The sequence below is a fragment of the Pseudomonas sp. TE3728 genome, from assembly GCF_056279145.1.
The window spans coordinates 221981-240056 of sequence record NZ_JBWBQT010000001.1 but is presented as its reverse complement, the minus strand read 5'-3'; the positions used below and the strand labels follow the sequence as shown (position 1 = coordinate 240056).

Sequence of the window (18076 nt, the reverse complement as noted above, 5' to 3'; positions counted from 1 at the left end):
TCACGGTTCGGCCCACGGCTTAACCGGATCAATAACCTGGGTCACACAATGTTTGAGGCCTTCTACGTGCCAATTGGCCCACAGCCGACTTTTGCCGGTGCTGTCTTCATCCGGCTCTATCGCCAGCCAGTTTCGAGCGGCGATCAGGTAACGTCCCCGTGCACCAATGGGCAACATGGTTCCGGTGATGCCGTAGTCGATCTGTTCCTGGTGCTTGCCAATGGACTCCAGAAACTGCACTGCCAGCACCGGCGGTGCAGGATGCACGACCCCGGTCGAAATCAATTGGTAAATCAATCCCGAACCATCGTTGCTATGCCGGGACAACGTTGATTCGACCACGCAGGCCCCCGCCACATGAACATCACCGGACACCAGCGTGACCTTGCATGACTCGGCATGGGCGAAATCCAGCAGACGCATGATCAGTCGCTTGCGTTCGTCCCGGTGGGGCAGGCTTCGCCAATGGTCGCGCAAATCGTCCTCAAGCTCCTGTTGCCCCGAGATCAGGTCCAGTGCCTTTTCCGCCGCCTGCAAATCAAGGTAACCCACGGGAATACTCGACATCAGCAGCAAGTGCTTATGCCCCTTGGCCTTGCCCAGCCAGGCATAAATTGCATCCCAACTGACGAGCGAAATGATCCGGGTTCGCCGGGCCGGCGCAGTCGTCAGATCCGGCGCACGTTCGCTGCGCAAGTCGGGAACCAGTAATGCCAATTCGCCCAGGCCGGTAAACCCCAGGTGAAAGCCGTCAGCGGTATCGGGAATCGCACAAGGATGAGTATCAGCGGACGGTTTGAGGTGCGGATGAGTCTGGATCAGTTGCTGTTGGAAAATCCTGAAATAGCGTTTGGCCGTGGCAAACAACCCCTGGAACACCGGGCTTGAATGCAGAATCTCATCGTAGGAACCCCAGCCATCGATGATGTCGTGGTCATCCCACATCATTACCGTCGGAACGGCGCTGAGCAGCTTCGCGACCTCAGGCTGTTTCCAGCGCTCCAGGTAGAGTCTGGCGAAGAACTTGTCCAGATCGGCTTCGATCACCTTGCTGTAGACCGCCTTTCGACGGTCGGCGAAGGGTTTGGCAAACCATGTTTTCATCGACGACACACTGCTGCGCATATCGTCGCTGTAAACCTGATCGCCCCCCATCAACAACAGGTGATAGGGCTTGCTTTGATGAGCCCCCCACATGTGCTCCCAGCGCTCATGGTTTCTGTCCACCTTCTCCATGTCCTTGGGGTTCGAAAAGCCGTTGCACGACACATAGGCCATGCGCGGCGACTGCCCCTCGGCCGGAACGACGAAGTTGGCCTGCGCACCCTCTATCTTGATCGTGTAAGTGCTGGCAACAGCCTGGTCTTGCAGCGCTTTGAAATCGATGCGCCAGACGCGGTACTGAGGACTGAGCAACGGGATATCGGCGATGGCCAACGGTTTGCCGGCAGTGACACCGCCGGGTACTTTTACGCTGGGTGATGTCGCACCCAAGGGTAAAACCACTAGAGCAGACACGTTATAGACATTACTGTTGATGCCACGAAATTGCAGAATCGGGCCGAGTAACAAACTCATGGACAGTCCATCCGTTGACAGGGGTGTGAACGCCTGGAGACTAGACGACAATCACACCCCCCGACGGATTATGCGTTGAACCGCACGCCCGGTTTGGCCCGCTCATCCACCGTCAATTCAAATACGTCCGGGCGCGCGTAGTGCCCGACCACGTCGTAGTCGTAACGGGCGCGGATCAGGTCCTCGGTGTCGATTTCAGCAGTCAGCAAACCCGCCTCGTCACGCAGCGGCCCGGCGAGAATGTCGCCCATGGGCCCGACAATCACGCTGCCGCCGGCAATCAACGGGCGCTCCGCCGGCCAGTTGGCGATGTCCACGCCCAAGGCTTGCGGTGAGGCCTGGACCTGACAGGCGCTGACGACAAAGCAGCGTCCTTCATGGGCGATGTGGCGCATGCTCACCTGCCACATTTCCCGCTCGTCCACGGTCGGCGCACACCAGACCTCCACGCCTTTGGCGTACATCGCGGTGCGCAGCAGCGGCATCATGTTTTCCCAGCACACCACGGCGCCGATTCGCCCGACCTGGCTGTCGATCACCGGCAAGGTCGAGCCATCGCCCTTGCCCCAGATCAGCCGTTCGGTGCCGGTGGGCATCAGTTTGCGATGCTTGGCGACCAGGCCGGCCTGCGGGTCGAAATACAACGCGGTGCAATATAACGTGCTGCCCTCGCGCTCGATCACGCCGATCACCAGATTGGCCCCGGTGCGTGAGGCCAACCCGGCCAAGGCTTCAGTCTCGGCACCGGGCACGTCTATGGCGTTGTCGAAATACCGCGCAAACGCTTCACGACCTTCCGGCAGTCGATAGCCGAGTTGCGTGCCGAAGCCCTCGCCCTTGGGGTACCCGCCGAGCAACGCCTCCGGCATGACCACCAGCGCGGTACCGGATTCGATAATGGCGGTTTCCCAGGAGAGGATTTGATCGAGGGTTTCAGCCTTGCCGCCGGGCAAGGCGCCGATTTGCAGCGCAGCAACGATGGACTTGGGCATCGCGATGACTCCGTCAGTAATGAGGTGTTGCTCATTGTCCGGCGCCACAGGATCATGAATAAAGCCCGACTCACTGCTGAATGATATGAACCAAATGAATATCGCCACCGTCGATCTCAATCTGCTCAAAGTCTTCGAAGCCCTGCATGAGGAATCCAGCGCCAGCCGTGCCGCACTGCGTCTGGGCGTGACGCAATCGGCGGTCAGCGCGGCGTTGCGCCGATTGCGCGAGGTGTATGGCGATCAGTTATTCGTGCGTACCGGCCGAGGTCTTGCGCCGACACTCAAGGCCAACCAGTTGAAACCGGTGGTCAGCGATGCGCTGAACAAATGCCGCCAGAGCCTGGCGATGGTCGACCCGGCGGCGAATCATTATGACGGGCGTTCGGTGACGGTGGGTTTGTCGGATGATTTCGAAATCGCCTACGGGCGACGATTGATTGAAGAGATCGCGGACCGCGCGCCGAAACTGCGGCTGATCTTTCGCCAGACCCACAGCCAGATCGTCGCCCGGGCCTTGATGGAACGCAGCATTGATCTGGCGATCACGGCAGGCGGGTTTGCCGAGCGTTTGCTCAGTCGTCAGGTGCTGGGTGAAGGCGATTATCTGTGCCTGGTGGACCCCCTCAGTCTGACCGAGGGACAAGAGACTCTCAGCCTTGAGGCGTTCGTCGCCCGCGAACACATTCTGGTGTCATCGGGCGGTTTTATCGGGATTACCGATGAAGGCCTGGCGGCGTTGGGGCTGAGTCGGCGGGTATGCGCGTCAACCACGCACTTTGCCGCGTTGCCGCATCTGCTCAAGGGCAGTCAGGCGGTTGCGACCATTCCAGCCCATGCGGCTCGAAGTATCGCCGCGCTCAGCGGATTGGCGCTGCTGCCCTGCCCTTTGGCGCTGCCACGCTATCCGATCGAGCTGGGCTGGCGCACCAGCACGCAGCTCGATCCGGTGGTGTTGAAAGTGCGCGAAGCAATTGTCGCGGTCTTTCCGTAGGAGCTGCCGAAGGCTGCGATCTTTTGATCTTCGGCAATTTCGAAACCGGCAAAGAGCAAGATCAAAAGATCGCAGCCTGCGGCAGCTCCTACAGCGGAATGGTGTCTGGACGTTTATTTAGCGGCCATCAGGCGATTGACTTCGCTGCGCACCATGTTCGCGAATTCAGGGGGCGACATGCCGTCGAGTTCGGCGCGGACCCACTCGGCCCATTTGCCTTTGCGCTTGGCACGCTCACCGAACAACCGTGCGGCTTCGCCCTTGGATTTACCCAGGTTGTTTTGCCAGAGTTCGAACAGACGGGATTTTTCATCTTCAAGCGCCGCGCGCTCGGCAAGGGGTTTGTCGGCCAGATTGAAACTCATGGAAGATTACCTGCTGCGTAAAATAGGCGACATCTTACACTGTAGGAGGAAATGTCCTGTCCTGGATTTTTCTTCAGGGTGGAGTCGCCACGCAAAATGACTGCAACTTTTGCCAGGGCACCAGACTCCATTGTTCACTGCCCATTTACCTGCAAGGAGTACTCCAATGGCCCGCAAAATCATCGATCAAGTCGCCGAGGATCAAATCAAGGATCAGGTCTTCAGCGAACTTCAGGCCCTGATCGAAGAGTCGGAAAAACTGCTGAAAAGCAGTGCTTCACTGGTCGGTGAAGAAGCGGACACCCTTCGTGGGCAAATCGCCCAGAAGCTCCAGCAGGCGCGGGGTTCAGTTTCCAGTATGCGTGACCGGACCAGGCCCGCGGTCGAAGCCAGTGAAATCTACATCGGCGGTCATCCCTGGCAAACCGTGGCCATCTCCGCCGGATTCGGTTTGGTGGTGGGGCTGTTGTTGGGACGGCGTTAAGCCATTGAGCATCAGTACAGAACCTGTGTGCGGGCTTATGTGGCCACAAAAGCCCGCTCCCACAGGGATTGCACACAAGTTCAGAGCCCGGCCAGCTCCCGCAGATCTGCCAGCGTCTGAGGATCAAGCGCAATGCCTTCGACCCTGGCTTTGGCGCGCTGCCCGTGACGTCGATCACCCGGTAACCGCTTGAGCCCGACACCGTGCATCTGCCGGACCAGTTCCTGGCTGCGCTCGGCAAAATTCTGCCCCGCCGATTTGCTCGGATCGATCACAATCAGCAGTTGACCGGTCCAGGGTGTTTTCGCCCCCGGATGGTTCGACCAGTCGAACTCGAAAGAAAAGTTGCCCCCCGTCAACGCCGCCGCCAATAGCTCCACCATCATCGACAGCGCCGAGCCCTTGTGTCCGCCAAACGGCAGCAAGGCGCCGCCTTCAAGGATTGCTTTTGGATCCTGGGTCGGCTGGCCGAGGCTGTCCACCCCCATGCCTGGCGGCAAACGCTCGCCTTTGCGGGCGGCGATCTGTACATCGCCATGGGCGATGGCGCTGGTCGCCAGGTCGAAGACGATCGGAGCACCGTTGGCCCGAGGGGCGGCGAAGGCTATCGGGTTGGTCCCGAACAACGGACGATCGGCACCGTGCGGCACCACGCAGGTCATGCTGTTGACCACACTCAGCGCCACCAGCCCTTCATCGGCAAACGGCTCGACGTCTGGCCACAAGGCAGCGAAATGGTGGGAATTACGAATGGCCAGCACCGCAATACCGGCACTGCGGGCTTTTTCGACCAGCAATGGCCGCGCCGCCGCGAGGGCCGGTTGGGCGAAACCATTCGCGGCGTCAACCCGGACAAACCCCGAAGCCACGTCCTCGACCACCGGTACAGCCTGACCATTGACCCAACCACTTTGTAACGTCGATACATAACCGGGAATGCGAAATACACCGTGGCTGTGAGCCCCGTCGCGCTCGGCACCGGCGCAGTTGAGGGCCAGGGTTTTGGCGACATCGGCTGAGGTGCCGTGGCGCAGGAAGATTTGCTCGAGCAACGCCGTCAGCGCTTCGAAGGACAGGTTTTGCGAGATAGCAGTAGACACAGGATCGTGTGGCGCAGACATCTGAAGCTCCAGAGTAATTATTGGAGGGGGCAACAGCGTACGAAAACCAACCGATTAACAACGGGCGACGAGCAGCCTGTCAACCTTTCGCTTGAACCGGAGCATCTGATCAGTACCGATTGAGCCGAAAAGACGCTTCGGCGCATGTTTGCACAAACATCGGGCGGCCATGTGGTAACTATCTACCACCTTCGACTCCCCCGCGACTTTTAGTCTTGAGCCTCAACCCACAGGCGCATTCAGCAGCGCCCTGAACGAGACTCGACGATGCCCACACCTCCCGCTCCGCTGTTTTTCCCCCAAGCCCTGCACTCGCCCGGCCACTGGAATGATCTGGGTAAAACCCATGGGCTGACGCGCAAGGATTTCGAATGGTTCAGTCATCTGGAACTGGCCAGCCAAACGTTACGCAGTCAACAGACCCCGCCCATGTTTGCCGAAAAAATCCTGCTCAATGCGCAAGACTTGGCCTCCATCCCCTTGGCCGGCAGCTTCGTGTTGAGCCTCACTCCGGATGACAACGGTGAGATTCTCTACACCCCGTACGCCGGCATAAAGAAGTTTGACAGCCGCAAAGCCTTGATCGAACAGCTTGAACGTCAGCTGAAAGGCGCGACCGAGGACGACGACCTGCTGGCTTTCATGTCGTTGTCTGCGCGTAAAACATTGGCGGCTGCGACCAACATTCAGGTGAGCTTTCAGGCCATCGAGGGCGACATATTCGAAGACCAGCGCACCGTCATCGCCAATAACCAGCGAATGAACGAGCAGGCCATGCTCGACGAGTTGTTCAAGCTGCCAACGCTCACCTCGCTGCTCACTACGCTGCTTGATGAGTTGCTGCAGTCGTCATTCCCGGGCCTTGATCAAAGCCAGACCCGGCTCAACTTTTACTCCGTTGCACCGGCCCATGACGACAACCAGGAAAGTGCCCCGCCTCGGCGCTGGATCAACTCCATGTCCCTGAGTGACGCGGTACTGTCGTACTACCGCCATCAGCGATGGCCGATCGGGCAGTCTCATGAATTCTCCCATCCGGAAAAAAAGCCGACGAGCACCGACCAACTCCAATGGGAAACCGCGGTAAAGACCGCTTCCAGCAAACTGATCAGCCTGCTTTCCGGGAAACTGCAGCGCTACTGGAACGATGCGGCGGCTGACGGGGCATCCCGCCGCGTTTTTTTCAGCCGTGCCATCTGTGAAAAGGCACGCGCAGAGTTCCTGATCAAGCGCGAGGCCGAGATCATCAGCCCTGAACAAAGCCAAGCCTTGCACTCGTTGATTCAGCCGACGGCGAGTACGTCCTCGGCACTCAGCCTCGAGACGGTGCGTCTTTGGGAACACGCAGCCAATTATGTCGAACTGGCGGGCGCACTGATGATCAGTCACGCCAATTCCAAGGCCTTTCTTTACACCCCCACGCAAGGACTCCAGGTGCTGAAGGACTATCAGGACCTCAAAGATACCTTGCTGAGCAAATTCAGCGCGCGCGGTCACGAAGATGAACTCTACGGCCTCCTGAGTCTGGAGGAACGTAACCGGTTCATCGGTTTCAATCAGCCTCAAGTCTCCGGCGAGGTGATTTCAGGCTCGATATTCAAAACACTATTTGAGGCGATCATCACCAAGCAACGGCAAAACATGGAATACGTTCTGCAGGTTTTCCGTCACAGCGACGGTACCGTGGACCTCCATGCCTTGTTCGACAAGGCACTGGATATCCGTGCCATGATCAGTGATCAGTTACTGACGCTGGATGCTCAGGGACGCTGGAGTACCCGGCCGGTGCTGTCTGGCAACCAGCTGCCTTCCATGGTCTTGGCGGATAGAGCCGCGGCGTTCGTTAAAACCTTCAGCGATGTCGAATCGCTGATCAGCGCGGAATTCGCCTCCCAGCCGACCGCCTCTGGGGCCCTGCAACGCATTTACCTGGAGAATCTGAAACCGCGTCTGGCCCACGCGCTTTCCGTGGGTGTACGGGGAGAAGCCAGCCTTCGAGTGCTCAACGCCACGCTGCGGGACGCCGACCGGGCCATTGTCGATACGGTGTTCAACCCGGATCAACCGGATCGAGAAACGCGCCTTGCCCTCAATGGTTTCAGGCCTGACGCTTATTCACTGCTCCTTGAGTGCTCCGGGCAGAAGAATCCGCTGCCCTTGGCCAACTGCGTACTATTGACCGAACGTGGCGGGCTCGATGCTCAACATTCCGGCCGGGCAATTCTGTGGACGCCTGCGACCGGACTGGAAGTCTTCGCGACGGTCAGTAGCGCAACGACGGAATTGAACCGGCGCCTGCTCGACGCCAACAAACGCCTGGAACTGCTGGAGAACCTCCCCCCTGCCCAGCGCACATTCCACCAGCGCTATACGCTCAACTCGTTGCGACTGATTGAGGACAACGTCCTGCGGCGCCTTGCGCAATCCTCCATTGACCACTTCCTGGCCCGTTGCGAACACCTGCGCAGCCTGAAGCTGGACGCTGCAAAGAAGATCAAAGCGCTTAACGAAATGACGCAACAGGTCATCGACACCAACTTGCAAAGAGCCAGGTTGATCTCGCAGGCAATCACTCTACAGCAGTCCCTGCCTGCATGGCTTGGCATGGCCCCTGTCGAAGAACAGCAGTTACACATTGAACTGCTGGAGCAATACCACAACAGCGTCACCGACGATAAAGACTACCTGCACGGGGTCCAGCCCCTGAAGTCCTATGTGCATGACCGATTGGTGTCATTGCTTGGCAGCCGATTCAAAGGAACGCAAATGGACCCCGACCACATCAAAATCACGCCCAACCTGGCCCTGGCCGGGCCGCCGCGTAGCCTGACCGAGTTTGCCCTGAAACCTGTCAACACAGCTCAAGGCATCGGCTTCAAGATTGCCTCGACAACCTCGACGGCCCTTCCCGATCGCCTGGATCAGAATGCCGTGCGCCAGCTTGTGCAGTCACTGAATATCCACAGCGATTATGCAACGCGGGTGACGGATGCATTGACCAAAGCCGGCACCGATACCGACAACCGAAAGCAGCGCTTTATTCAGCAACTACCGTGGCAACTGTTGCAACACGCTCATGCACTGAAACTGCAGCAACATCTCAGTGCCAGCGCCTTCGACTTGATCTGGCAGGTTCTCGACATGCCGGACGCCATTGCCCGCGCAGCTGTAACAGGTGCCCACGCCATCGTCAGGCCGCTGGAACTGATCAAGACCGCAGGCGCCGCGGCCGTTAAAACCCTGGGTCTGTACCTGATCGGCCCCGGTGTCGGACATCAAGGGCCGCAAATCCTGTATGCGCCCTACCACACAGGCTCCGTGTTCACCGAATTCGAGAACGAAGCCAGCGTTATATCTGCGATCAATGTGCCAGGGGCACTGCAGAATCTGATCATTCGTCGGCTTCCCGAGGGTGAGCAAACCTTGTTCGGCAACCTGCTCAAGTCCACCATCGGACAACAAAGCGAAATCACCCTCGCGTCCACCCCCATTAACGGCAACCTGCTTGCACAACTGTTCAGCGATAATATCGGCCTTCTATCAAAGATGCTGGGCAGCCAGTCAGAGATCACCGGCCAGGCCGACTGGGAAACCGCCAAAAACCTGTTCAGCGCCGGCATCAAACTGATATCGGGCCTGTTGCCGGGCAAACTCGCCTATGGGCAGTTACTGTGGCAAAGCTACAAGGACTTCAAGAACTCTGCCGAAGCGCTACAGGATCATCACTGGAAACAGGCATTGCAGGCGTTTATTGCCGGCACCGCGCAAATGGTGACGTTAGGCAAGTTGTCGCTGGAGGCTTCAGCGCCCCCTGCGCAAGCAACCTCCAGCGCGCCTGTTGCCAAACCGGTGGCCGCCCTGCAATGGTCAAAAGTGAAACCGACGGCTCTGATGCGCACGGTGTTGCAACCTTTCGAGGCCTCGGACACTGCATTAAAGGATTTGAAGAAGAGCAGCACCAATGGAACTTACCTGGACTCGATCAGCAATCGTACGTACGCCCCCGTCGAGGGAAAGGTTTACCCCGTCGTCAAAACCGGGCCGGTCTGGCGAATGATCAGCGACCGACAGCAGGGTCCCGCGCTGCTGGCGGCTTCCGGCCAGCAGCTAGTGATCGATCCGGACATCCACACGGTCCATTACGGCAAAGCCCTGTCGAAAATGCACAATAAATATGTTGTTGATCGCACGGCTCGAGACATTCTGAATATCGAAGCGCGGGGAATGGAAGCCATTCGGACAAAACACCCGGAAAAAGCACGCATGATCGTGCAGGCCATAGACTTGGCTCGCTACTACGCGTTTAACAGTATGCATAATCTGGCGCAGCTCAGACATCTGAATCCGGGGACGCGGCTGGATACCTTTCTTAAAGCCTTTTTTGATGCTGACCACCTCGACGCCAGCCTCCTGGAAAAAATCAAAAAGGTCATCGTTCCCATTTGCACAGCGCTGGTGGACCCAAACGACGATTTGATCAACTCCGAACGTTTTGTGGTCGGTTCAAACAAATACGAGACCAATAGCATGATCGCTTTTGTTGTACATAACGATGCACAGAAGCGTGTGCATTTCACGGAGATGTTTTTTGACCCGCAACTTGATTGGTACAAGTCCTGTTTGACTGAACCTTTCGACGTCGACGACCATGCCCGGGCCGCTACCCTGATTCATGAGTTCTCCCATATTTTTTCAAACACCGTAGATATTGCAACGCTTGAGGCAAGGCGTCCGTTCACCGATCTCATCGCCACCGTCATCGGTTTCGGTACGCAAACCAAACAGACTCAGCAGGACTTCCAGCGAGAGGCACTGTCCCTGGAGACCCCGAGGGAAGAACTGTTTGCCCGCTGGAACGAAACATTGCAGTCATGGATCAGTCTGGACTCGATTGAGGGGTTGGAGCATGTGGGTAAGGACATCCTCAAAACGACGAGCTGCAAAACGATGGATGAGGCTCGCAACGCCTTCCTGAATCCAGGGAAGGTGGACCTGCGAGCCGACATCATTTTGCGCAACGCCGACTCGATCGCTCACTTGATCTGTGAAATGGGTCGACAACTGGATCCGGTGCCCGCCCCGCTCACTGCCTGACGTCCGGCCGTAGCAGCTGTCGAGCTCCAGCGTGGCTGCTACGGCCTGACGCAGCCTTGCTGGGGCTCGACAGCTGCTACAGTCCTGGACGGCGGGATCAGTCCTGGAGGTCTTGACCATTTTTTCACTCCATTTATGGATACTGCCTGGTGACGCCCGGCTTTCAGAGCGTCCATGTGAAAATAAGTTGTTCTTTGATGGGCAAATGCCATGACGGTTGTTCTCGCAGACTTCCCCTCAAGGTTAGAATGCAGGAAATCAGGATGAGTCAATGACCGACCACTCTCTCTCCCAAGCACAATACGACGCCATCACCGATGCCGCTGCGCACTGGTGTATGCGTTTGCATGCCATCGACTGCACAGCCGAAGAGCGTCAGGCGTTCGAGCAATGGCATGATGCCCATCCCCTGCACGCTTTCGAGTACGAAGCCATGCTGGAAATCTGGGAGGTTGCGGGCGATTTGCCTCGTCCCGAATCTCCCGCGCCGGCTGTTCGCGGCAAACCGACAATGCCTTGGCGCACTTTCGGCATTGCCGCCACCGTCTGCGCCTTGGCGTTGCCGCTGGCGGCCTATACCGGATGGAACCTGGGTTGGCTGCCCAATGCCTATCAGCATTTCGAAGCGACCGACAATGTTCGTCAGGTCACGCTGAGCGACGGCAGTCAGGTGGAGCTGAATCTGGGCACTGAACTGACGTTCAGCAATTACAAGGATCAGCGTCGTGTCATGCTGAAAAAAGGCGAAGCCTTCTTCAGCGTCAGTCATGACCTGCAGCATCCATTTATCGTCAAGGCAGCCGATGGCAGAATTCGCGTCACCGGTACCCGATTCAATGTCTGGATGTATGAAGACCAGGTACGCGTGAACCTGATCGAAGGGTCCGTGCTGGTGACCAGCAACGGTGCCTTGCCCGGCGAAGGTTCACGTCTTGAACCTGCCATGCAGGCACGTTATCGACACGGCGACTTCACGCCGCAAATCAGCCAGGTCTCTGCCGATGACCACTCGCTGGCGTGGCGCAGCGGCAAACTGGTGCTCGATGATCTGACGCTGACCGACGCCCTGCCCTTGATCAATCGTTATTTGAACAAGCCCGTCATGATCGCGGACCACAGCACCGGCTCGATTCGCCTCGGTGGTGTCTACAACATCAAAGAGCTCAATAGCTTGGTGGCTTCGTTGCCCAAGGTGCTGCCGGTCTACCTGACCCGCAACAAGGACGGCAATCCGGTCCTCAATTCGATCCCGCAACAAGCCCCAAAAAGCTGAAGGCCGCCACCCTTGCGAGGTGCGGCCTTCATGTTTCATTCGAACGCTATCGCTATTACTGCGCGGCGATCTTCCCTGCCTTCTCATCCTGCTCGCGAATCGTCTGAGCCTGATACTGCGGATCGGACGTGATCTGCTGCTCGGTGAACGGCAACACACTCAACTGCTTCTTCGAAAAGGCCAGTGTCTGGTCCCGGGAGTACTTCGACGCCGGGTCACTGGACAATGAGAATGCCAACAAACCTTGAGCCTGCGGCCCCTCGTCATCGAAAGTCACCACCTGCAAATAGCTGGTGCCACTGACGACTTCGCGCTTGCCGTCGGTTCTCGGCACGCTTTGGATCGCGTTATACACACCCAGCGTGCCCGGTCCGCCGTGAATTGGCGTTTGCTGCCCGCCACTGCTGACCACCTGGATATCGCCCCAGCGGCTATCGGCTTTCAGGCCAAGGGTTTTTACCTGTTCGACCGAGGCCAGCATCGCCGCCCGAATCGCTTTGGCGACGTCTGGCTGTTCAATTGCCAGGCCACGTGGAGTGTGTTGCGGATCCTTCGGATCGAACGCGACACGCCAGATGCCAGGGATTTGCTGCAACGGCCCCATGACATTTTGAAAATGCACAAAGCCCAATCCACTGTCCAGATTCACCCGGCGATCCCAAGCCTTGAGGCTGGCACACAACGGCGTAAGCGTCGGCGCATCGGCGCCAAGATCCGCGGCGCAGAATTGCAGCAGGTCCGGCATCACCTGGGTCGCCTGATACACCTGATCGTCCATCACCATGTGTTGCAGATCTGCCGCAGCGACAGGGCCGGCCTTGCTCAAGGTGCCCAGACGCTCCAGTGCGAAGCGCGAACGCAGCCCCAACGGTTGATTGTCCTGACTGATCAATGGCGAGAAGCCGGTAAGCGGTTGTGCCGGGTTGGCCATCCAGGCCGAATCGTTGGAATGTTGTACAAAGTCTTTGCGCAACAGTTGCGGCAACTTGTCTGCCGCATAAATACCTTTTTGCGCAGCGTGCGGGTCGATGTCCCAGGCACAGGCGCTGTTGGAACCGTCGAGCAGGATCATCTGTAATCCGGCCCGAGGATCGCTGCACTTGGCCAGCTTGTCGGCATTGACGTTCGGCACCACCGACAGGTTCATGTAAAGCGTCTGCCCCTGATCGTCCACCGCCAGGGTATTGACCCACGGAATCCCCTGAATCTTGTGCACCGATGCCTGAAAATCCTTGAGGCTGGCGGCACGGTTCATCGCATACCACTGCTGCAAGACCCGGTCGTTCTCCAGATTGGCATCGCGCAGGCTATAGGCGAACTGGTTGTTCCAGTCCAGCTTGCCGGGCCATTGCACAATCGGGCCGAATTGCGAGCTGTAGACCACATGGGAAATCTGCCGGGTCTGACCATCGGCCTGCTTCACGTTCACCGCCAGCGTCTGCTTTTTCATCGGCAAGGACTTGCCATCCAGCAGGTAACGGGTCGGATCCTTGGGATCGAGTTGCAGACGATACAGCGTGAAATGCTTGGACGAATCCACGGTGTGGGTCCATGCCAGGTGCTGGTTGAAACCAATATTGATCATGGGCAGGCCGGGCAACGCGGCGCCCATGACGTCCAGTTTGCCGGGAATAGTCAGGTGCATCTGATAGAAACGCATCCCACCGACCCAAGGAAAGTGCGGATTGGCCAGCAGCATCCCGCGTCCGTTGAACGAGCGCTCGCTGCCGACCGCCACGGCGTTACTGCCGCGATCCAGAGCGAAACGTTGCATGCGTGAAGCCGCCAGCTGGAACGACACGGGTTCGCCTGCCATATGGGCAACGGCTTTCGGCGGGGTAGCGCCGGCCAATGCTTCGGCAAACTGCCCCACGCCGCCTTCGACCAGCAGACGTCGGGTCAGCTTGACCACATCCTGCGCAGTGATCGCGCGCACCCATTCGCCCTGGCATTGCTGCGGCAAACCCTGGACCTGGCGCTCTGTCAGCGAACGGTTGTAACCGGCCACATAACCGTCGATGAGCTCACGAACTTCAGGCGTTTGCGCCTGCCAGAAAGCGCCGACTGCCTGCGGGGTATTCAGCCAGTTGAAAAACAGATCGCTGGCCAGGTTCCCGCGCTCTTCGACGGTAAACTGGTCGGGGCCGAAATACCGGGAGCGCTCGCCATTGACGGTGACAATCTCATTGGCCAGCAAGCACAGATTGTCTTGAGCGTAGGCATAGCCAATGCCATAGCCGAGGCCGCGCTCGTTGTCGGCACGAACATGCGGCACGCCGAAACTGGTTCGACGAATCTCGGCTGTCGCCGGCTCTGGCTGGCTGCGCGCGTTTGCCGCAAGACTCAGCCCCAGAAACACACCCGCAAGGCTCAACCTGGTTAACTGCCTGGAAATAATCACGCTCGCTCCTGATCGAAAAGACGTATGACACGCAATGCGCCTCCCCTTAAAACGAAGCAAAACAGCAAAAATTTAAGCCTTTGAGGGTGCCCCCACGCCCGGCTCACGGGCCGCTGACGTACTGGCGACAAATTTTCTACATACGGGTCTTCATTATTTGCCTGGCTCGTTCGTCTTATTGATTGAGAGCACCCATCACATTTTTCCTGATCAGGCTCTGAAAAGGAGTTTTTGCATGTACAACCCGCAACTGCCAACGGACGGTAGCCATGCGCCAAAGGCCAGCACCCTGGGCTCCGGCGTTTTCAATCAACCAGCCGAACGCCACGGCAACGAACGGATCAGGTTTCTGCTCAAGAGCTTTGGCCTGCGAACCAGTCTGATTCGCCTGAAAGTGATCGACGCCTTGCTGACGGCCGCCCAAAGCGACCGCAGCCTGGGTGTGCGTGGCGTGCACAGTCACTTGCTGGACCTGGACATTCCCCTGTCCTTTCTCAGTGTCCGTGAAGTGTTGAAACGCTTGTGCGGTGAAGGCGTGATCACCCTCAATCCGGACAAAAGCTACAGCCTGCATCCACAGGCTGCCGCCGTCCTGTTCAGCGAGTAGTCCGGCCATGGGGCGTCGCTCAAGGCTTGACCTTGCGACGCATCACGCCATTGATCACCACCACGAGCACCGCCACGCCAATGGCGATGTACTGGAACAGCTGCTCTGTGATGATCCCTGCATTTTGCAGCCAGGAAAGGCCGAACATGATCCCCAGTACCACCAGGGAAATCAGTATCGAGTATTTCAAACGTTGCGACTGGGTCATTGCGGGTTCCTGAATCAAAAAATGTATCCGACTTGTATTCGATTGCATACCAAGCCACTACCGATCTGCGGGAATGAGGGGCTGCAAGCGAGGTCGTATGTTACAGCCGATGACGAAATTTGACTTCATTGCGGCGATAACCATGAGGATTTTGAAATGTTTCGGCGAATCACACTGCTGATTCCCTTGCTTGCTCTCCTGCCCCTGAGTGGCTGCATCGTTTTCCCCCCACGGCGGCTGACATGGCGATCGTCATTATGACCCTGGCGCACCGAGTTATGATCAGCCTCGATAACATTGGCTGGCCGGTTATATAACCGACTTATTCGCCAACACCAAAAACTTATCCATCAAACCTCCGTATAAATGTCTGCTTTATAGCGGGCTTTTTTCGTGCAGGGGATTTATTACGACCCCCCAGTCTCTTTTCCCTGAAAACCCCAGTCAGACACACAACGAAAAATACTGAAGCTTTTGGCCTCAAATAAGCACATGAAAATCCTCATGGGCCATGGTTATTCTTGTTCTGCCGTCTTATCAGACTTCCGGCATAAACAGGAACATCATGCACAAACCCTTAATAGATATAAGTTCGTCCAGACTTCTTGGCTTTTGCCTTGCAATCACTATTTTTGAACTTCTGACTTACATGGCCAGCGATATGATCATGCCGGCCATGTTGACCGTAACCCATCAATTGAATGCCAGTGCGAGTCATGTTCCCTACGCCTTCAATCTTTATTTGGCAGGGGGCATTCTTTTGCAATGGCTTATCGGTCCGCTGTCCGATCATTTCGGTCGTCGCAGAATGCTGCTCATCGGTTGTGCGGTATTCACTCTAGCCTGTGCTGCGGCGTTTTACGTGCAGAGCATCTTTGTCTTCAATGGTTTGCGCCTGATTCAGGGCATGGGATTGGGATTTGTCATCGCGGTCAGTTATCCAGCCCTGCAAGAAGTCTTCTGTGAAGCCGACGCAGTAAAGATCATGGCATTGCTGGGCAACGTGGCACTGCTCTCCCCGCTGCTGGGCCCCTTGCTCGGCAGCCTGATGCTGGAATGGCTCTCCTGGCGGGAGCTGTTTTTACTGTTAGGGGTCGGCGGTGCGATGGTCTGGTTGGGGCTTTATTGGTACATGCCGGAAACGGTGGGCACCTTGCGTCAGGACGGTCAACGACTGGCTGCCATACCCTTTGAATGGGGCGGCACGGTGCGCCGCTACGCCGCGTTACTCACCAACACGCAATTCCTGCGCGCCACCGTCGCCTTGGGACTGATGAGCCTGCCGTTGATTGCCTGGATCGGGCTGGCACCTCTCTTGCTGATCCAGAACCAGGGACTTTCCACCCTGCAGTACGGCCTGTGGCAGATCCCGGTATTTGCGGCAGTCATTCTCGGCAATCTGATACTCAACCGATTGATTGCCAACATTGAACTGCCCCAACTGATTCGATACGGGCTCTGGCCGTTTTGCGGTGGGCTCATCGCATTGGCCGCCATCACTTTCATCGGTGCCTCGACGCTCCTGTTGGTCAGTTGCCTGTCGCTTTACGCCATCGGTCTTGGCATGAGCAACGCCGCGCTGTACCGGCTCGCGCTGTTTTCCAGCGATGACAGTAAAGGGCTGGTCTCAGCCGCGATCGGCATGATCTCCATCGCTATCATGGGTGGTGGTGGCTCGATTATCGCGGCCCTGGGTGCCGGTGACAGCCTTGAGGCCTTCGCTCTGATGGCCTGTCTCATGGGGCTATTGTGCCTGGCGCCCTTGAGACTGTTTCTGCGTCGTTCTCACCTCCCGCTTGCGATCTGACACCAACCAGTAGGTCTTTTGATGATCCATCTACCCCATACCGATGCGCTTTGTGCGTTAACGCAACCCTATTGCCTGGATTCCGTGCCGGACGGTCTGTTCGACCGGGCCATGAGCGAAATCAGCCTGTTTCATTGTCATCACACACCCGGATACGAACGCTGGTTGAATGCTAATGATCTTGACGCCAACGCCCTGGAGACGCTGGATGACTGGTCAAGGTTGCCGCCGATTTTCGCCAATTACTTCAAACGTCAACTGGTGTTCGGTCCTACAGGCGAAGGCGCGCTGGAGCTGACATCATCCGGCACCAGCGGCCAGAAGAGTCGCATGCGTTACGACCAACGCAGCATGGCCGCGGCACAAGGCATGGTGAGCCACATTTTCCGGCATTACGGCTGGGACACACCGGCCAGCCCCTGCAACTATCTGCTCCTGAGCTATGAGCCCGAGGCAGCCATCACCCTGGGCACTGCCTATACCGATCAGTTTCTTTGCAGCTACGCCCCCGTCAACCGTGTCGCTTACGGCTTGCGCCTCACCGGCAAAGGTCATGAGTTCGATCTTTTTGGTGTGATTCGAGCCTTGCAAGAATTTGCCGAGGAAGGATTGCCCGTACGCATACTCGGTTTCCCGGCGTTCCTTTCCCATGCCCTTCAATGCATGGAAGACACCGGCGTGGCTGATTTGCAATTGCCCGCCCAATCATTGGTGTTTCTGGGGGGAGGCTGGAAAACCCAGGCGGCACAGGAGATTCCCCTGCATCAGTTGTATGCCCGAATCAATCGGCAATTGGGGATCGACCTGCCCCGCTGTCGGGACGGCTATGGCGCCGTAGAGCATGCAGTGCCTTATATCCAGTGTGCCCACCATCATTTTCATGTACCGATCTATTCGAAGGTTTTCGTGCGTAACCCATCCGATTTCACTGTCCAGCCATACGGCAAGCGCGGCTTGCTCGAATTCGTCTCGCCGTACATTTCGTCGAGCCCTGCCCATACCGTGGTCATGGGCGATCTGGCAACATTACATCCTGGCGCCAGTTGCGGATGCGGTCTGCCAACCGATTGGTTCGAGCTCCATGGCCGTGCCGGCACCTCCGCCAGTCGCAGTTGTGCCATGGCCGCTTCCGAACTGATCGGAGGCGCTTGA

At 57.6% G+C, this 18076-nt stretch carries 13 protein-coding genes; 7 read left to right on the top strand and 6 right to left on the bottom strand.

The annotated features are described in order from the left end of the window. Nucleotides 1-1578, bottom strand: a complete 1578-nt coding sequence (locus ACZ89R_RS01045; RefSeq protein WP_429547043.1) for an alkaline phosphatase D family protein — start codon at nucleotides 1576-1578, stop codon at nucleotides 1-3. 68 nt (nucleotides 1579-1646) lie between these two features. Continuing rightward, nucleotides 1647-2570, bottom strand: coding sequence for a carbon-nitrogen hydrolase family protein (locus ACZ89R_RS01040; RefSeq protein ID WP_429547044.1), 924 nt, complete (start codon nucleotides 2568-2570; stop codon nucleotides 1647-1649). Between the two features lie 85 nt (nucleotides 2571-2655). Here ACZ89R_RS01040 and ACZ89R_RS01035 point away from each other — a divergent pair, with 85 nt between their 5' ends. Next, nucleotides 2656-3564, top strand: coding sequence for a LysR family transcriptional regulator (locus ACZ89R_RS01035; protein ID WP_429547045.1), 909 nt, complete (start codon nucleotides 2656-2658; stop codon nucleotides 3562-3564). A gap of 113 nt (nucleotides 3565-3677) precedes the next feature. On the opposite strand, the gene ACZ89R_RS01030 is transcribed toward ACZ89R_RS01035, so the two are convergent. Further along, the gene (locus ACZ89R_RS01030) at nucleotides 3678-3929 is read right to left on the bottom strand and encodes a hypothetical protein (RefSeq protein WP_007897387.1); all 252 of its coding nucleotides are present in this window, start codon (nucleotides 3927-3929) and stop codon (nucleotides 3678-3680) included. Between the two features lie 166 nt (nucleotides 3930-4095). Here ACZ89R_RS01030 and ACZ89R_RS01025 point away from each other — a divergent pair, with 166 nt between their 5' ends. Continuing rightward, a complete protein-coding gene (locus ACZ89R_RS01025; protein WP_305449598.1) occupies nucleotides 4096-4413 on the top strand; it encodes an ElaB/YgaM/YqjD family protein in 318 nt (105 codons plus the stop codon). A gap of 80 nt (nucleotides 4414-4493) precedes the next feature. On the opposite strand, the gene ACZ89R_RS01020 is transcribed toward ACZ89R_RS01025, so the two are convergent. Next, complete coding sequence (locus tag ACZ89R_RS01020; protein WP_429376693.1) at nucleotides 4494-5534, bottom strand: Ldh family oxidoreductase; 1041 nt, start codon at nucleotides 5532-5534, stop codon at nucleotides 4494-4496. 267 nt (nucleotides 5535-5801) lie between these two features. Here ACZ89R_RS01020 and ACZ89R_RS01015 point away from each other — a divergent pair, with 267 nt between their 5' ends. Continuing rightward, nucleotides 5802-10628, top strand: coding sequence for a dermonecrotic toxin domain-containing protein (locus tag ACZ89R_RS01015; RefSeq protein ID WP_429547046.1), 4827 nt, complete (start codon nucleotides 5802-5804; stop codon nucleotides 10626-10628). 271 nt (nucleotides 10629-10899) lie between these two features. Continuing rightward, a complete protein-coding gene (locus ACZ89R_RS01010; RefSeq protein ID WP_429547047.1) occupies nucleotides 10900-11901 on the top strand; it encodes a FecR family protein in 1002 nt (333 codons plus the stop codon). Nucleotides 11902-11956: 55 nt separating this feature from the next. Here ACZ89R_RS01010 and pvdQ read toward each other — a convergent pair whose 3' ends face one another. Next, complete coding sequence (gene pvdQ / locus ACZ89R_RS01005; RefSeq protein WP_429547048.1) at nucleotides 11957-14302, bottom strand: bifunctional acylase PvdQ; 2346 nt, start codon at nucleotides 14300-14302, stop codon at nucleotides 11957-11959. A 235-nt stretch (nucleotides 14303-14537) separates the two neighbouring features. On the opposite strand from pvdQ, the gene ACZ89R_RS01000 reads away from it, so the two are divergent. Beyond that, nucleotides 14538-14909 (top strand): fe2+ zn2+ uptake regulation protein, encoded by a 372-nt coding sequence (locus ACZ89R_RS01000; protein ID WP_192342916.1) that lies wholly within the window; start codon nucleotides 14538-14540, stop codon nucleotides 14907-14909. Nucleotides 14910-14928: 19 nt separating this feature from the next. Here the strand turns inward: ACZ89R_RS01000 and ACZ89R_RS00995 are convergent, their stop codons facing one another. After that, nucleotides 14929-15117 (bottom strand): hypothetical protein, encoded by a 189-nt coding sequence (locus tag ACZ89R_RS00995; protein WP_007901365.1) that lies wholly within the window; start codon nucleotides 15115-15117, stop codon nucleotides 14929-14931. 565 nt (nucleotides 15118-15682) lie between these two features. Here ACZ89R_RS00995 and ACZ89R_RS00990 point away from each other — a divergent pair. Both ACZ89R_RS00990 and ACZ89R_RS00985 read left to right on the top strand, forming a co-directional pair. After that, nucleotides 15683-16924 carry an MFS transporter gene (locus ACZ89R_RS00990; protein WP_429547049.1) on the top strand — a complete coding sequence of 414 codons (1242 nt, stop codon included), beginning with the start codon at nucleotides 15683-15685 and terminating at the stop codon, nucleotides 16922-16924. Nucleotides 16925-16945: 21 nt separating this feature from the next. Then, nucleotides 16946-18076, top strand: a complete 1131-nt coding sequence (locus ACZ89R_RS00985; protein WP_429547050.1) for a LuxE/PaaK family acyltransferase — start codon at nucleotides 16946-16948, stop codon at nucleotides 18074-18076.

Bases quoted from the DNA above. Each gene is read 5' to 3' on its own strand.
- ACZ89R_RS01020 (WP_429376693.1), bottom strand. From the start codon at position 5,534: ATGTCTGCGCCACACGATCCTGTGTCTACTGCTATCTCGCAAAACCTG.
- ACZ89R_RS00995 (WP_007901365.1), bottom strand. From the start codon at position 15,117: ATGACCCAGTCGCAACGTTTGAAATACTCGATACTGATTTCCCTGGTG.
- ACZ89R_RS01045 (WP_429547043.1), bottom strand. From the start codon at position 1,578: ATGAGTTTGTTACTCGGCCCGATTCTGCAATTTCGTGGCATCAACAGT.
- ACZ89R_RS01035 (WP_429547045.1), top strand. From the start codon at position 2,656: ATGAACCAAATGAATATCGCCACCGTCGATCTCAATCTGCTCAAAGTC.
- ACZ89R_RS01010 (WP_429547047.1), top strand. From the start codon at position 10,900: ATGACCGACCACTCTCTCTCCCAAGCACAATACGACGCCATCACCGAT.
- ACZ89R_RS01025 (WP_305449598.1), top strand. From the start codon at position 4,096: ATGGCCCGCAAAATCATCGATCAAGTCGCCGAGGATCAAATCAAGGAT.
- ACZ89R_RS01015 (WP_429547046.1), top strand. From the start codon at position 5,802: ATGCCCACACCTCCCGCTCCGCTGTTTTTCCCCCAAGCCCTGCACTCG.
- ACZ89R_RS01000 (WP_192342916.1), top strand. From the start codon at position 14,538: ATGTACAACCCGCAACTGCCAACGGACGGTAGCCATGCGCCAAAGGCC.
- ACZ89R_RS00985 (WP_429547050.1), top strand. From the start codon at position 16,946: ATGATCCATCTACCCCATACCGATGCGCTTTGTGCGTTAACGCAACCC.
- ACZ89R_RS01030 (WP_007897387.1), bottom strand. From the start codon at position 3,929: ATGAGTTTCAATCTGGCCGACAAACCCCTTGCCGAGCGCGCGGCGCTT.
- ACZ89R_RS01040 (WP_429547044.1), bottom strand. From the start codon at position 2,570: ATGCCCAAGTCCATCGTTGCTGCGCTGCAAATCGGCGCCTTGCCCGGC.
- ACZ89R_RS00990 (WP_429547049.1), top strand. From the start codon at position 15,683: ATGCACAAACCCTTAATAGATATAAGTTCGTCCAGACTTCTTGGCTTT.